The following is a 14,583-nucleotide window of genomic DNA, read 5'->3' on the forward strand; positions in this document are numbered from 1 at the left end:
CCTGATGGAGTATTCCGAAGCGGCCGCCCCCCTGATCCAAGGGTCCGGGCTGAGCATTACGCGCGGCATTCGCCCTCTCTTCGAGCATCTCGACTTCCAGTTGCATGCCGGGGAAGCGGTGCAGGTCTGTGGCCCCAACGGCTGTGGCAAGACCAGCCTGCTTGAAGCACTTGCCGGGCTGCGCCCGCCTGACAGCGGTGTGCTTCACGTTCCCCCTTTGACGGACAGCATCTGGATCGGGCACCGGCATGGTTTTGCACCCGAGTTACCTGCCGCAGAGAATCTGGCCCTGTGGTGCGATCTGCACGGCGTGGAAAACCCGGATATCGAAGCCGCGATGCGCTACTGGCAAGTGCCTCGGGCACGGCGCCGCGCATTGGGTGCGCTCAGCGCCGGCCAACAGCAGCGCACCGCGCTGGCAACCACCGAGTTGAAGAAAGACGCGCGCCTGTGGCTGCTCGATGAACCCATTGCAGCGCTGGATACCGAGGCCGTCGAGCGGCTGAGTGCCCGCATCCGCGCTTTCTGCGAGGGCGGGGGAGCCGTGGTGCTGACGACGCATCAGCCGATTCAGGGGCTGACACCTCGTCGTGTGGAGCTGAAGGCATGACGGGAGGCGCCCTGGCGATCCTGCGCCGCGAGTGGATGCTCACCCGGCACCGCGGCGCGAACTGGGCTCAGCCCCTGGTGTTCTTCGCCGTGGTCGTCACCGCCTTCGTGCTGGGCGCGGAGCCGGAAGCCCCCTGGCTAGGAGAAGCGGCACCGGCCGTCATCTGGGTGGCCCTGCTGCTCGCCTTGATCGTGGGTAGCGAGCGAGCCTTCCGCGACGACGCACGTTCCGGCTTTCTGCAGCAGCTCATGCGCAGCCCCACGCCATTACCCTTGCTCATGTTCGGCAAACTGCTCGCGCAGTGGCTGTTCACGGCGCTGCCGCTGTTGCTGGTGGCACCGCTGGCGATGGTGGCCCTGCAGATGAAGGGGGAAGCCATTGGCGTGCTCGTGGCCGCGCTCTGGGTTGGATCACCGGCGCTGTCGATGATCACTGGCCTGGGTGCGGCCCTGACCGCCAGTCTGCCGCGCGCAGGGCTGTTGCTCCCGCTCTGCGTGCTCCCGCTGTCGCTGCCGATCATCATTTTCGGCAGTGGTGCGGCAAGAGCGGCACTGCACGGACTGAGCGCAAGCGGACCTTTATACTTGTTGGCCAGCGTTTCGCTGCTCTGCATCTGCGGCATCCCATTCGCCTGCGCGGCCGCCGCCAAACTGCAACCGACATGAATTGGACCTGGTTCCACAAGCTGACATCGCCGCCGCATTTTCACCGCTTCGCACGCCGGTGGACCCCATGGATGGAATGCGCAGCGGCGGCGCTTGTGGTCTATGGGCTGATCGGCGGGCTGATCCTGGCCCCGCCGGATTATCAGCAAGGCGAGGTCTATCGCATCATCTACGTGCATGTCCCGGCCGCCTGGCTGTCTCTGGCGCTGTATTCGGGCATGGCCACGGCGGGACTCATCGTGCTGATCTGGCGGGTCAAGCTGGCGGAGTGCGCATTGATCAGTCTCGCTCCGATAGGGGCCAGCTTCACCGCGCTTGCACTGGTCACTGGAATGCTGTGGGGCAAGCCGACCTGGGGTGCCTACTGGGTGTGGGATGCGCGACTGACCTCGGAGCTGGTCCTGCTGTTTCTGTATCTGGGTGTCATCGCCCTGCACGGGGCCATGTCCGAACCGCGTGCCGCCGCCCGAGCCGCGGCCCTGCTTGCCGTAGTGGGCTGGGTCAACGTTCCGATCGTGCGCTATTCGGTCGACTGGTGGAACAGTCTGCACCAGACCTCCAGCATCACCTTGTTGGGCAAGCCCACGCTTGATGCCAGCATGCTGTGGCCGTTGTTCGGCATGGCGCTCGGATTGACGCTGTTCAGCGCAGCCAATGTGCTGCGCCGCATGCAGGCCGAAAATGTGCGTCGTAACGCGCGTCAGCGCTGGGTACGCGAACAATTGGAGCCGCCACATGTCTGAATGGCTGGCAATGGGCGGCCACGCGGTCTTCGTGTGGAGCAGCTTCGGGCTGGCCGCTGCAACGGTGCTTTGGAATGTCTGGGCGGCGCGTGCATGGATGCAGCACGCGCGTGACGAGATCACGGAGATCTGGGATGAAGATGACGGCGCGTAGGCAACGCATGGCATGGATCGCGTTGCTGCTCGTGGTGGTCGGTGCAGCGGCGGCGCTGGCAAGCGCGGCCTTTCGCGAAAACCTGATGTACTTCCACACCCCGACCGACATCGCGGAGGGCGAGGTGCCTTCGTCGACCAATTTCCGGCTCGGGGGGCTGGTGACCACCGGCAGCGTCAATCGCGACCCTGACTCGCTGGATGTCCTCTTCAAGCTGGCTGATTGTGACCACGAAGTCGCCGTGAAATACACCGGCATCCTTCCCGATCTTTTCCGTGAAGGGCAGGGCATCGTGACCATGGGCTATCTTGATGACCAGGGCACCTTCCAGGCACAGCAAGTCCTTGCCAAGCACGACGAAAACTATATGCCCCCTGAGCTCGCCGAGCGTCTTGCCGACGAAACCGGCCACAGCTGTGAACCCTTCAAGCCCGTCCGCGCGGGCTACGACACAGGCTACGATTCCTGATGCTTCCCGCACTTGGTGACATGGCTCTGGCAGGCGCCACCTGCGTCTGCGTTTTGCAAATGCTTTTCGCCGTGCAGGCCGCGCGCGCGCCGGAGCGCCATCCGGCTGCGCCCGCACTGCTCAATGCGATGGTGTCCAGTCATCTGCTGCTCATCTTCGTGGCCTACTGCGCCATGTCGGCCCTCTTCGTTCAGGACGCCTTCGAAGTCGTCTTCGTGGCGCAGAACAGTCACGTCGAACTGCCGCTGGCCTATAAGCTCAGTGCCGTCTGGGGTGGGCATGAAGGCAGCCTGCTGCTCTGGATGCTGATGCTTGCAGGCTGGACCTGGTGCGTTGGTCGCTTCTCGAACAATCTGCCGTCGAGCACGCGCGCCATCGTGCTGGGCGTGCTCGGCTTTGTGGCCATCGGCTTTCTCACCTTCACGCTGTGGACCTCGAATCCCTTCGACCTGCAGTTCCCGGTGCCAGAAAGCGGCCGGGACCTGAACCCATTGCTGCAGGACCCTGGCATGGTCATCCATCCGCCATTGCTCTACATGGGCTATGTCGGCTTTGCGGTGGCCTTCGCCTTTGCGGTAGCGGCCCTTATCGAGGGCCGTCTGGACAGCACGTGGGCGCGCTGGACGCGTCCATGGACCACCTCCGCCTGGGCCTTTCTCACTGCCGGTATCGCGCTTGGCTCCTGGTGGGCCTATCACGAACTCGGCTGGGGCGGTTGGTGGTTCTGGGACCCGGTCGAAAACGCTTCCTTCATGCCGTGGCTGGTGGGGACGGCGCTGATCCATTCGCTGGCGGTCACGGACAAGCGCGGCGTGTTCAAGTCCTGGACGGTACTGCTCGCCATTGTCGCTTTCGGGCTGTCCCTGCTCGGGACCTTCCTGGTGCGCTCCGGCGTGCTGGTCTCGGTGCACGCCTTCGCCAGCGATCCGGAGCGCGGGCTCTACATCCTGGCTTTCCTCACCGTCGTAGTGGGTGGGGCATTGGCGCTCTATGCCTGGCGCGCGAGCCAGCTCAAGCCGGAAAGCCGGGTGGCGGTCATCTCGCGAGAAAGTGCGTTGCTGCTCAACAACGTCTTTCTGGTGGTGCTGGCCGCGGTTGTCTTCATTGGCACGCTCTATCCCCTGGTAGTCGACAGTCTTGGGCTCGGCACCATGTCCGTGGGCCCGCCGTATTTCGAGGCCTTGTTCATCCCGTTGGGATTGCCGCTGGTGCTACTGGTGGGCTTTTCGGCCACGCTGGCCTGGAAGCGCTCCAAGGCGGGGCCGGTGCTTCGCGCGGCGGCGCTGCCGGCCGCGGTGGCCGTGGTGGCCGGAATCGCACTGTGGGCAGGCATCTACGCCGCGCGCAGTGCCATGGCGCTGGTCGGCATCATCCTCGGTCTGTGGGCCATTTTCGCGGCACTGCGCGATCTCTGGCTGCGGGCACGTTCAGGCCGAGGCGTTGGCAGCATCCCGAGCTCGCTCTGGGGCATGAGCCTGGGCCACCTCGGGCTGGGCATGTTCGTCATCGCGGTCACAGTGGTCTCGAGCTTCGATATCGAGCGCGACGTGCGTCTGGCTACGGGTGAGGTGGCCGATGTTGAGGGCTACCAGTTCCGCTTCGAAGGGACGCGCCCGGTCGAGGGCCCGAACTACATCGCCGAACGCGGTACCGTGACCGTACTGCAGGATGGCGCGCCCATTGCAACGCTGTATCCCGAAAAGCGTCGCTACCGTGTCCAGCAGGACATCATGACGCAGTCGGCCGTCACCTATACGCCGATGCGGGATCTCTACGTGTCATTGGGCGAACCCATGGGTGCGGACGCCTGGTCGCTGCGGCTGCAGTACAAGCCCATGATGCGGCTTGTCTGGCTGGGGACGGCACTGATGATGCTGGGTGGCTTCATCGCCGCGCTCGACCGTCGCTACTGGCGTGCGACGCGTAGCGAGAAAGCAGCCTCCGGCGTGGCCGGCAACGCACAGCAGGCGACCTGATGCGGGCACATATCTGGGTTCCTCTGCTGGCCTTGGCGGCACTCGTGATCCTCCTCTATGCCGGCATGCAGGACATGGACCGCGCCTTGCCTTCGCCCATGGTGGGCAAGACCGCACCCAATCTGCCCGCACCGGAAGATGCCTCCGACGCATCGGCGCTGGCAGGCACAGAAGGTAAACCGCGGCTGGTCAATTTCTGGGCGAGCTGGTGTCAGCCTTGCCTGGCGGAGCACCCCGAACTGATGGCACTCGCCGAGCGCGGCGTCACCATCATTGGTGTCAACTACAAGGACGAGAGCAGTGCCGCTGCGCGTTGGCTCGAACGACACGGCAATCCTTTCACGGTCGTGTTGCGCGACCCAGAGGGAAGCTTTGCCATTGACTGGGGTGTGTATGGCGTGCCGGAAACCTATCTGATCGGCGCCGATGGCACCGTACTTCACAAGAAGGTAGGGCCGGTGGACGACGATTACCTGCGCGACGAACTGCTACCACGACTGGCAACCTTGAGCGGATCCCCGTCGTGATAGGCGTCAAAGCCATCGCCATCCATCGAAAAGGCGTTGCCCTCCTGCTGTGCTTGCTATTCCTGCTTCCAGCTGTTGCCATCGCGGCGGTCGGCGATGAGGGGCTGGATGCGGAGCAGCGACAGCGCTTTCACCAGTTGACCACAGAGCTGAGATGCCTGGTCTGCCAGAACCAGAGCATTGCGGAGTCCAACGCGGATTTGGCGCTCGATCTCAAGCGCCAGGTGCGCAAGCAGATCCTGGAAGGTCGCAGCGATGAAGATATTCGTCGCTACATGCGCGAACGCTACGGCGATTTCGTTCTGTACAAGCCGGCCGTGGAGCCCAAGACCTATCTGCTTTGGGCCAGTCCTGCGTTGTTGCTACTGGTTGCCCTTGTGATCCTGGCCCGCCGCCTGCGCCGCGCACGGCCGGAAGATGATGAAACGGACGAGGAGATGTCTTGAGCGCTGCCATTCTTGGTCTGGGTGTGTTCGTCGGCGGGCTGGTCAGCCTGCTTGCTTTTTGGCATGCCCGTCGCAATTCCGCGGCGGTACGCGTGCTGCGCATCGGCCTGATCGTTGGCTTCATCGTGCTTGCCAGCAGCGCGCTGCACTACACGCTCAGCGACAACCACCGCATCGCGGATCGCATTGCGCTTGCGGAAAGCGACCCTGCCGCGGCGATGGCCGGAATGGCGAACGACCTTGAAGCCGAGCTCGCCGATAAGCCGGATGTGCAGGGCTATTTCCTTCTGGGACGGGCGCGTGAAGCCGCAGGTCAACCCAAGGCGGCTGTTGCGGCCTTCGCTCGCGCCAATGCCATGACGCAGGAACCGAACCCGGACATCCTCGCCGCGGAAGCGCGCGCTCGCCTGGGCACCGCACCCCCAGGCTCGGAATCACGCGTGATTGCGCGGACTCAGGCCGAACGTGCGCTGGACGTGGCACCCGATCACATGTGGGCGCACTACACCCTGGCAGCGCTGCTGATTCAAGAGGGGGATGCAGCCGCGGCCGTGCCGCACTTGAAGGCAGTGCTTGATGCCAATGTGCTCGACCCGCAGACGCAGGATCGACTGCGCGCACGGCTCGCCTCCATCGATCCGAGCGCACTCGACAATGGCGATGCCGGGAACGAGACCACGGCGACCGACACGCCCGCATTGGAGATTGAAGTACAGCTAGGCGCGGACGTGCAGACACAGGGCGGCGTACTGTTCGTCTTCGCCCGCCAGGCCGAGGGACCACCGATGCCGATCGCCGCACGCCGCATTGCCGAGCCCCGGTTTCCGCTGACCGTCGTGCTGGGTGATCAACACCGGCTGCAGCCCGGGCAACCGTTGCACAGCTACGACGCACTCGAGATCGGCGCCCGCTGGTCTTCCACCGGAGAGGCCAGCGGGGGCGCTGGCGACCCGGTTGCCCGCACCCGAATTGACCCCGCCAGCAAGCAGCAGATTCGTCTGACCCTGACCGCGCCTGGGGATGCGCCAAAAGGCTAATCGGCTCGTTCGGATAGAGCGCGGTACACTGCGGCTACAACGATGAACTGAGCGGAGAGGGAGTTACCGAATGCGGATTCGCAAAGCCGTTTTCCCCGTGGCCGGCCTGGGTACACGCTTCCTGCCAGCAACCAAGGCCAGCGCCAAGGAAATGCTGCCGGTGGTCGACAAGCCATTGATTCAGTACGCGGTGTCGGAAGCCATTAGCGCGGGCGCCGAGGAACTGGTCTTCATCACCGGCCGTTCGAAGAACTCCATCATGGATCACTTCGACAAGGCCTACGAGCTGGAGACAGAACTCGAGCAGCGCGGCAAGGAAGAACTGCTCAAGATCGTTCAGGAAATTCTCCCGCCCGGCATCACCTGCATCTTCATCCGCCAGGCGGAGGCCCTCGGCCTCGGGCACGCCGTGCTGTGCGCCTGGCCCGCGGTCGGGGATGAAGACTTCTTCGTCATCCTTGCCGACGACCTCATCGACGGCAAGCTGCGGCCCTGTCTGGCACAGATGCACCGGGTCTACCAGGAGTACGGGACCAGCGTGCTCGCCTGCGAGCGCGTTCCGCATTCGGAGATTGGCAGCTACGGCGTGGTCGATCTGAAGCCGGTGGGCCCCGGCTTGGGCGAAATCAAGGGCATCGTCGAGAAGCCCAACCCGGAGGACGCGCCTTCCGACCTCGCGGTCGTAGGTCGTTACATCCTGACGCCGCGCATCTTCAAGATCCTGCAGCGCACCCAGGCGGGCAAGGGGGGTGAGATCCAGCTCACCGACGCCATCAGCCAGATGATGCAGGAGCAGACGGTGCTGGCCTACGAATTCGAAGGCAAGCGTTACGATTGCGGCTCCAAGCTGGGCTATCTCAAGGCCAATGTCGAATACGCCCTCAAGCACCCGGAAGTGGGCGAGGACTTCCGCGACTATCTGCACCAGCTCAGCGTGGAAGAGCACTTTGCGGAAGGCAAGAAGCAGCAGGCCAACGGCAAATAAGCGCTACAGATTAGACGCGCACGGATTCAGCAGGAAGCAGGCAATGACCAGCAAGTACGAGCAGTTGCGGCAAACCACTTCGATACACGGCGCCAACGCCGCCTGGCTGGAATCCTATTACGAGCAATATCTGGAAGACCCCGAGTCGGTCGAGCCACACTGGCGCGCCTTCTTCCGCGGTGTGCAAGGCGGCCAGATCGTCACCGAGATTCCGCACACGCCGATCATTCAGCGCTTCGAGCGACTGGCGCGCGAGCGCCGTGTCGGAGCCGTGAATGCAACAGCCGGCGGTGCCGATATCGAGCACGCGGCCAAGCAGGAAGCCGTGCTGCGGCTGATCAACTACCACCGCGTGCGTGGTCATCAGGTGGCCGCGCTCGACCCGTTGGGGCTGGCCCAGCCGGCGCAGGTGCCTGACCTGGACCCTGGCTTCCACGGGCTGGGCGATGCCGACATGGATACCGAGTTCTCGACGGGCTCTCTGGCCATCGAGGAATCGCGGCTGCCGCTGCGCGACATCCTGCGCGTGGTGCGCTCGGTGTACACCGACACCATTGGTGCCGAGTACATGTATGTCACGGAAACAGCCGAAAAGCGCTGGATCCAGCAAAGGCTCGAGGGCAAGGCTTTCGCACCCAAGCTCAGCGTCGAGCGCAAAAAGGAGGTCCTGCAGCAGCTCATCGCGGCCGAAGGTCTCGAGCGCTATCTGCACAACAAGTACGTCGGCCAGAAGCGCTTTTCGCTGGAAGGCGGCGATGCCCTGATCCCGCTGCTGGACGAGTGCATGCGTGCCTGTACCGAAGCAGGCGTCGAGGAGCTGGTCATCGGCATGGCCCACCGCGGCCGCCTCAACGTGCTCGTGAACATCCTGGGCAAGTCGCCGGCCGAACTCTTCGCGGAATTCGAGGGCAAGTACAGCGAGAAGGAACTGGCCCGCGCCGGCGACGTGAAGTACCACATGGGCTTCTCCACCGACGTCGAGATCGAGGGCCGTCGTCTGCACCTGGTGCTGGCCTTCAATCCTTCCCATCTGGAAATCGTCAACCCCGTGGTCGAGGGCAGTGTGCGCGCCCGCCAAACCCGCCGAGGCGACCAGAACGGCGAGCAAATCGTCCCGATCCTGATCCATGGCGATGCCGCCTTCGCCGGCCAGGGCGTGGTGATGGAAACCCTGCAGCTGTCGCAGGCGAAGGGTTTTGCCACCGGCGGTACGGTGCACATCATCGTCAACAACCAGATCGGCTTCACCACGCCCAATCCGATCTTCAGCCAGCCCGGCACGCAGGCGCGCACCTCCAGCTACGCGACCGACATCGCCAAGATGCTTGAAGCGCCGGTGTTCCACGTCAATGGCGACGACCCCGAGGCCGTGGTCTTCGTGACGCGACTGGCGGTGGACTACCGCAATCGCTTCCACAAGGACGTCATCATCGACATCTGCTGCTACCGCCGGCTCGGCCATAACGAGGCCGACGAGCCGTCGGTGACTTCGCCGCAGATGTACCAGGCCATCAAGTCGCATCCCACGCCGATGCAGGTCTACAGCCAGCGGCTGATCGAGGAGGGCACCATCGAGTCCTCCGACACCGCCACCTGGCAGGAGGACTACCGCAACGGCCTCGACAAGGGCGAGAACGTCGCACGGTCCTCGCTCGGCATGGTGGGCAACAAGTACACCATCAACTGGTCGAAATACAGCGAAGGCACCTGGGACACTCCTGCGGAGACGGCCGTGTCCAAGCAGACCATTCAGCAGCTCTGGTCGCGGATCGAGGTGTTGCCCGAGGGGTTCACGCTGAATTCGCGCCTGAGCCGCGTCTGGCAGGATCGCGCCAAGATGGCGGCGGGCGAAATGCCGATGGATTGGGGCTTCGCCGAGAATATGGCCTATGCCGCGCTCCTCACCGAAGGCTTTGCGGTACGCCTGTCCGGACAGGATTCCCGCCGCGGCACCTTCTTCCACCGCCACGCCGCGCTTTTCGATGCCAAGACCGGCGAGGCCTTCAGCCCGCTCGGCAATCTGATCTCGGACCCCGACAGCTTCATGGTCAATGACACCCTGCTGTCCGAAGAGGGGGTGCTCGGATTCGAGTACGGCTACAGCACCACCGATCCGGATACCCTGGTCGCCTGGGAGGCGCAATTCGGCGACTTCGCCAATGGCGCGCAGGTGCTGGTCGACCAGTTCATCAGTTCCGGCTATGCCAAGTGGGGCCGCCTCTGCGGTCTCGCCATGTATCTCCCGCACGGGTACGAGGGGCAGGGACCCGAGCACAGCTCGGCCCGTCTGGAGCGCTATCTGCAGCTGTGCGCCGGTGACAACATGCAGGTCTGCGTACCCTCCACGCCAGCACAGTTCTTCCACCTCATTCGTCGTCAGATGAAGCGCTCGCTGCGGCTCCCCGTCATCGTCATGACGCCGAAGAGCTTGCTGCGTCACAAGCTGTCGGTATCCACGTTGGAGGATCTGAGCGAGCGCAGCTTCCTGCCGCTGATAGGCGACACCGCCGGCCTGGACGCCAAGAAGGTCAAGCGCATCGTGTTCTGCAGCGGCAAGGTCTACTACGACCTGGTGGAGAAGCGCGAACAGGACGGCACGGACAATGTCGCCATCATCCGCATCGAACAGCTCTATCCCTTCCCCAAGAAGGACTACGCGGACACCATCGCGCGCTATCCGAACGCCGACACCATCGTCTGGTGTCAGGAAGAACCCGAGAATCAGGGCGCCTGGTATCAGATCAAGCACCGCCTGTTGTGGGCACTGTCCGCAAAGCATGAGATGGTCTACGCCACGCGTGCCGGTTCCGCGACCACAGCCTCCGGCTTTGCCAAGGTCCACCAACGCGAACAGGCGGCTGTGGTTGAAGCCGCCCTCTACGGCGGTGAAGTCCTGCACACACGCGGCTGAGCACGCCCTGAATCCTTTTAAGAATCACTGAGCGAGACGAAACATGAGCATCGAAGTCAAGGTTCCAGCACTGCCCGAGTCGGTCTCCGAAGCAACGGTGGCGACCTGGCACAAGTCGGCCGGAGATGCCGTGAAGCGAGACGAGACGATCGTCGAGCTGGAAACGGACAAGGTCATGCTCGAGGTTCCCGCCAGCGCTAGTGGCGTCCTCTCCGAGATCCGCGCCGAAGAAGGCGCCAGCGTCACGGCAGACGACATCATCGCCATCATTGAAGAAGGCGAGGGTGGCAGCGCCTCTTCATCCTCGTCCAAGGCAGCCCGTCAACCGGCACCGGCGCCCGCTCCATCGCCCGAACCTCAACCGGAACCAGAGCCGGAGCCGGCGGCCGAGCCGGCCAGTGACGATCAGCCGCAAAGCCCGGCCGTGCGCAAGCTGCTCAACGAGCACGGTCTGTCCGCGTCCAGCATCCCCGCCACTGGCAAAGGCGGGCGCCTGACCAAGGCCGATGTCGAGAACTATCTCGCCAATCCGCCGGAATCCAAGGCGCCGTCGCCGGCCCCTGCACCCGCACCCACGGCAGCCCCAGCGCCGGCGCCCACCGGCGGTGCGCGCGAAGAGCAGCGGGTACCGATGACCCGCATCCGCGCCCGCATCGCAGAGCGTCTGGTCGAGGCGCAGAGCACCGCGGCAATGCTGACCACTTTCAACGAGGTGGACCTGCAGGCGGTCAACGACATCCGCAAGCAGCACAAGGAAGCCTTCGAGAAGCACCACGAGGTCAAGCTCGGCTTCATGAGCTTCTTCGTCAAGGCGGCCGTCGAAGCGCTCAAGCGCTTCCCACTGGTAAACGCATCCATCGACGGCAACGACATCGTCTATCACGGCTACTACGACATCGGCATCGCCGTGTCCTCGCCACGTGGTCTGGTGGTGCCGATCATGCGGGATGCCGACGCCATGAGCTTCGCCGAAGTCGAGCGCAAGATCGTCGAGTTCGGCACCAAGGCACGCGACAACAAGCTGACGATGGAGGACCTCACCGGCGGCACCTTCTCCATCACCAACGGCGGCATCTTCGGCTCCATGCTGTCGACACCCATCTTGAATCCGCCGCAGAGCGCCATTCTGGGCATGCATGGCATTCAGGAACGCCCGATGGCCATCAATGGTGAGGTACAGATCCGGCCGATGATGTATCTGGCGCTGACCTACGATCACCGCATCATCGATGGCCGCGAGGCGGTGCTCTTCCTGCGCAGCATCAAGGAATTCCTGGAAGACCCGACGAAACTTCTGCTGGACCTGTAAACCGCTGTCATAAAAAGCAGATACCATCGCGGCTCACGGTCCAGGGGCCGTGATGGTTTCGCACACACAAAGAAGTACCGGGAGAAAATCATGAAGCGTTCGATCGTGGGCGGCTGCGCCCTCGTGCTTTTTGCTGCCCCAGCCATGGCGCTGGAAACCGAAGTGACGCTGGACGGCCATGTCGGCTTTTCCGCCAGCCATTTCGACAACGACAACGACGACAACACCAATCTGCACAACAACGCGTCGCGTCTTGGCCTGGAAGCCACGGCGTCGGAAGGCGGCTACACCGGCTTCCTGCGTTATGAGCGCGGCATGGACATGTACAACGCCGACTCCGACTTCGATGGCGCTGCCTTCGAGACGGAAAGCACCAACCAGGACTTCGTGCGCGAGTTCTACGCCGGCATCGATTCGCCCTATGGCCGTGTCACGGTCGGCCGCTTCCGCGCCGCCTACGCCCGCGCCGGCAAACGCGTCGATCCCTTCTATGACACCTCGCTGGCCGGTTTCAGTGGCACTGCCTCCACCTATGGCGGGCAGGGCGCCAACTACGGTTTCTCCAACCTGACCAACGGCTTCTCGGACCGCGTGATCGAGCTGCAGTCCGGCAACTACAGCGGCCTCAGCTTCAACGGTAACGTCTACCTGGACCGTGGCCAGGAAAATGATCACGACTATGGTGCCGGCGTCAGCTACGCTGGCAACGCCATGCGTGATCAGGCCTTCGAGGTCAGCCTGCAGTACCTCGAGATCGAGAACGAATCCGCTGTGGGCGTGCCTTTCCGCGATCCCAGCGACGGCTCTGTGCCTTCGGTCGGTGGTTCGCCGGGACCTAGCACGAACTTCCGCGTGTCGGGCGTGTACGACATGGGTAATTTCTCGGTCGGCGCCAACTACGAGTACGTCGATGTCGACGCCGAAGAGGACGCACGTCATTACTCCTCGATCACTGCCTCGATCCCGCTGAATTCCAAGCTGCGCATCGCGGCGGCTGTCAGCTACCTGAACTTCCCGGAGGACGGTCCAGCCATCGAAGGCTTCGGCGGCACCGTGGGCGCCTTCTACGAAGTGCTGGATGGGCTGAACACCTACGGCGGCGTGCGCTACATCGACTTCGACGAGAATCCCTCCTCGGATGGCACGCTGGCACTCGCCCTGGGCGCGGCCTACAGCTTCGATCTCAGCCTGCGTTAAGAGAGATCCTGCTTGTGCGGAAAAAGGCCGGCCTGTCCGGCCTTTTTCTTTGCGGGCTCTATAATGTCGGACGATTTGCACCCTGGATGGCGGAGGTAAGACACGATGAGCGATTCCTACGACGTAGTGGTCATTGGCGGCGGTCCCGCTGGCTACCCCTGCGCCATCCGCGCGGCCCAGCTCGGCCTCTCGGTTGCCTGCATCGACGGCTGGCTGAATCGTGACGGCAGCCACGCCTTTGGCGGCACCTGCCTGAACGCCGGATGCATTCCGTCCAAGGCGCTGCTCGAATCCAGTGAGCTCTACCACCGCACCCAGCACGAGTTCGCCACCCACGGCATCAACGTCGGAAAGGCGAGCTTCGACCTGGCCCAGATGCAGAAGCGCAAGAACGATATCTCGGGCCAGCTCACCGGCGGCATCCGCACCCTGTTCAAGGCCAATGGCGTCGAAGGCCTGGAAGGCACCGGCAGTCTGGCCGGCAATGGCAAGGTCCGTTTCCAGCCGCTCAAGGGCGAGGCGCGTGAACTTACGGCCAAGCACATCGTGGTCGCCACCGGTTCTTCGCCGGTGGAGCTCAAGAAGGTCGCGCCCTTCGATGGCGACCGGGTCTGCGATTCCTGGGACGCGCTAGATTTTGACAAGGTGCCAAAGAAGCTCGGCATCATCGGTGCCGGCGTCATCGGCGTCGAACTCGGAAGCGTCTGGAGCCGACTCGGTAGCGAAGTGACCATCCTCGAAGCGCTGCCGGAATTCCTGCCAGCGGTAGATGCGCAGGTCAGCAAGGATGCGCTGCGCCAGTTCGGCAAGCAGGGCCTGGACATCAAGCTCGGTGCCAAGGTCACCGGTGCCAAGGTACTCAAGTCCAAGGTCACGGTCACCTATGAGCAGAAGGACGAAAGCCACACGCTCGACGTCGACAAGCTCATCGTGGCGGTCGGTCGCGGCCCCAACACGCAGGGACTTGGTGCTGAGGAGGCCGGCCTGAAGCTGGATGAGCGCGGTTTCGTGGTGGTGGACGAGCATTACCGCACCAACCTGGACAATGTCTACGCCGTTGGCGATGTCATCGGCGGCCAGATGCTGGCCCACAAGGGCATCGAGGAAGGCGTGGTCCTGGCGGAGCAGCTCGCTGGCCACAAGGGAGCCGCCGTCAACTACAACGCCGTGCCCTGCGTCATCTACACCAGCCCCGAGATCGCCTGGGTCGGTCTGTCCGAGAAACAGGCCAAGGAAGCGGGTTACGAGGTCAAGGTGGGGCAGGCACCCTTCGCGGCCAACGGCCGCGCCAAGGCACTGGAGATGACCAGTGGTCTGGTGCGGGTGGTATCCGATGCCGCCACCGACCGCATTCTGGGCGTCCACATGAGCGGCCCCTATGTCTCCGAACTGTTGGCCGAAGCGGTATTGGCGCTGGAGTACGGTGCCACCACCGAGGACGTGGCCCTCACCATGCACAGCCATCCGACACTGTCGGAAACCTTCCACGAGGCGATCTTGTCTGTGGATGGTCTGGCGATTCACGCCGTCAACAAGAAGCGCAGCAAGTAGTCA

The 14,583-nt window shown here is 63.6% G+C and carries 14 protein-coding genes; all 14 read left to right on the forward strand.

Annotated elements, in window-relative coordinates:
* Positions 1 to 4: 4 nt before the first annotated feature.
* The 14 genes from ccmA (at position 5) to lpdA (ending at position 14,580) form a co-directional block, all read left to right on the forward strand.
* A complete protein-coding gene (gene ccmA / locus ACOOFO_RS09760; RefSeq protein ID WP_420426586.1) occupies positions 5 to 610 on the forward strand; it encodes a heme ABC exporter ATP-binding protein CcmA in 606 nt (201 codons plus the stop codon).
* Positions 607 to 1,275 carry a heme exporter protein CcmB gene (ccmB, locus tag ACOOFO_RS09765; RefSeq protein WP_420426587.1) on the forward strand — a complete coding sequence of 223 codons (669 nt, stop codon included), beginning with the start codon at positions 607 to 609 and terminating at the stop codon, positions 1,273 to 1,275. The genes ccmA and ccmB overlap by 4 nt, the downstream gene beginning before the upstream one ends.
* Positions 1,272 to 2,018, forward strand: a complete 747-nt coding sequence (ccmC, locus tag ACOOFO_RS09770; protein ID WP_420426588.1) for a heme ABC transporter permease CcmC — start codon at positions 1,272 to 1,274, stop codon at positions 2,016 to 2,018. Before ccmB ends, ccmC begins: the two co-directional genes overlap by 4 nt.
* Entirely contained in the window at positions 2,011 to 2,172 is a 162-nt protein-coding gene (gene ccmD / locus ACOOFO_RS09775) for a heme exporter protein CcmD (RefSeq protein ID WP_420426589.1), read from the forward strand. Before ccmC ends, ccmD begins: the two co-directional genes overlap by 8 nt.
* Positions 2,159 to 2,641, forward strand: a complete 483-nt coding sequence (gene ccmE, locus ACOOFO_RS09780) for a cytochrome c maturation protein CcmE (RefSeq protein ID WP_420429720.1) — start codon at positions 2,159 to 2,161, stop codon at positions 2,639 to 2,641. The genes ccmD and ccmE overlap by 14 nt, the downstream gene beginning before the upstream one ends.
* Entirely contained in the window at positions 2,641 to 4,617 is a 1,977-nt protein-coding gene (locus ACOOFO_RS09785; protein WP_420426590.1) for a heme lyase CcmF/NrfE family subunit, read from the forward strand. Before ccmE ends, ACOOFO_RS09785 begins: the two co-directional genes overlap by 1 nt.
* Positions 4,617 to 5,144: a DsbE family thiol:disulfide interchange protein gene (locus ACOOFO_RS09790; RefSeq protein WP_420426591.1), complete on the forward strand. Its 528-nt coding sequence runs from the start codon at positions 4,617 to 4,619 to the stop codon at positions 5,142 to 5,144. The genes ACOOFO_RS09785 and ACOOFO_RS09790 overlap by 1 nt, the downstream gene beginning before the upstream one ends.
* Positions 5,141 to 5,590 (forward strand): cytochrome c-type biogenesis protein, encoded by a 450-nt coding sequence (locus ACOOFO_RS09795; protein ID WP_420426592.1) that lies wholly within the window; start codon positions 5,141 to 5,143, stop codon positions 5,588 to 5,590. Before ACOOFO_RS09790 ends, ACOOFO_RS09795 begins: the two co-directional genes overlap by 4 nt.
* Positions 5,587 to 6,627, forward strand: coding sequence for a tetratricopeptide repeat protein (locus tag ACOOFO_RS09800; protein ID WP_420426593.1), 1,041 nt, complete (start codon positions 5,587 to 5,589; stop codon positions 6,625 to 6,627). Before ACOOFO_RS09795 ends, ACOOFO_RS09800 begins: the two co-directional genes overlap by 4 nt.
* Before the next feature lie 70 nt (positions 6,628 to 6,697).
* Entirely contained in the window at positions 6,698 to 7,612 is a 915-nt protein-coding gene (gene galU, locus ACOOFO_RS09805; protein WP_420426594.1) for a UTP--glucose-1-phosphate uridylyltransferase GalU, read from the forward strand.
* Between the two features lie 43 nt (positions 7,613 to 7,655).
* On the forward strand, positions 7,656 to 10,523 hold the full coding sequence (locus tag ACOOFO_RS09810) for a 2-oxoglutarate dehydrogenase E1 component (protein WP_420426595.1): 2,868 nt from the start codon (positions 7,656 to 7,658) through the stop codon (positions 10,521 to 10,523).
* Positions 10,524 to 10,566: 43 nt separating this feature from the next.
* The gene (gene odhB, locus ACOOFO_RS09815; protein ID WP_420426596.1) at positions 10,567 to 11,832 is read left to right on the forward strand and encodes a 2-oxoglutarate dehydrogenase complex dihydrolipoyllysine-residue succinyltransferase; all 1,266 of its coding nucleotides are present in this window, start codon (positions 10,567 to 10,569) and stop codon (positions 11,830 to 11,832) included.
* A 90-nt stretch (positions 11,833 to 11,922) separates the two neighbouring features.
* On the forward strand, positions 11,923 to 13,029 hold the full coding sequence (locus ACOOFO_RS09820) for a porin (protein ID WP_420426597.1): 1,107 nt from the start codon (positions 11,923 to 11,925) through the stop codon (positions 13,027 to 13,029).
* 105 nt (positions 13,030 to 13,134) lie between these two features.
* Positions 13,135 to 14,580, forward strand: a complete 1,446-nt coding sequence (lpdA, locus tag ACOOFO_RS09825; RefSeq protein WP_420426598.1) for a dihydrolipoyl dehydrogenase — start codon at positions 13,135 to 13,137, stop codon at positions 14,578 to 14,580.
* Positions 14,581 to 14,583 lie beyond the last annotated feature (3 nt).

It is taken from the genome of Algiphilus sp., from assembly GCF_965216485.1.
Lineage (GTDB): Bacteria > Pseudomonadota > Gammaproteobacteria > Nevskiales > Nevskiaceae > Algiphilus.

What these genes read in the sequence shown, in the direction of transcription:
- ACOOFO_RS09785 (WP_420426590.1), top strand. Translation starts at nt 2,641, where the DNA reads ATGCTTCCCGCACTTGGTGACATGGCTCTGGCAGGCGCCACCTGCGTC.
- ccmC (WP_420426588.1), top strand. Translation starts at nt 1,272, where the DNA reads ATGAATTGGACCTGGTTCCACAAGCTGACATCGCCGCCGCATTTTCAC.
- lpdA (WP_420426598.1), top strand. Translation starts at nt 13,135, where the DNA reads ATGAGCGATTCCTACGACGTAGTGGTCATTGGCGGCGGTCCCGCTGGC.
- galU (WP_420426594.1), top strand. Translation starts at nt 6,698, where the DNA reads ATGCGGATTCGCAAAGCCGTTTTCCCCGTGGCCGGCCTGGGTACACGC.
- odhB (WP_420426596.1), top strand. Translation starts at nt 10,567, where the DNA reads ATGAGCATCGAAGTCAAGGTTCCAGCACTGCCCGAGTCGGTCTCCGAA.
- ACOOFO_RS09810 (WP_420426595.1), top strand. Translation starts at nt 7,656, where the DNA reads ATGACCAGCAAGTACGAGCAGTTGCGGCAAACCACTTCGATACACGGC.
- ACOOFO_RS09820 (WP_420426597.1), top strand. Translation starts at nt 11,923, where the DNA reads ATGAAGCGTTCGATCGTGGGCGGCTGCGCCCTCGTGCTTTTTGCTGCC.
- ccmE (WP_420429720.1), top strand. Translation starts at nt 2,159, where the DNA reads ATGACGGCGCGTAGGCAACGCATGGCATGGATCGCGTTGCTGCTCGTG.
- ACOOFO_RS09790 (WP_420426591.1), top strand. Translation starts at nt 4,617, where the DNA reads ATGCGGGCACATATCTGGGTTCCTCTGCTGGCCTTGGCGGCACTCGTG.
- ccmB (WP_420426587.1), top strand. Translation starts at nt 607, where the DNA reads ATGACGGGAGGCGCCCTGGCGATCCTGCGCCGCGAGTGGATGCTCACC.
- ccmA (WP_420426586.1), top strand. Translation starts at nt 5, where the DNA reads ATGGAGTATTCCGAAGCGGCCGCCCCCCTGATCCAAGGGTCCGGGCTG.
- ccmD (WP_420426589.1), top strand. Translation starts at nt 2,011, where the DNA reads ATGTCTGAATGGCTGGCAATGGGCGGCCACGCGGTCTTCGTGTGGAGC.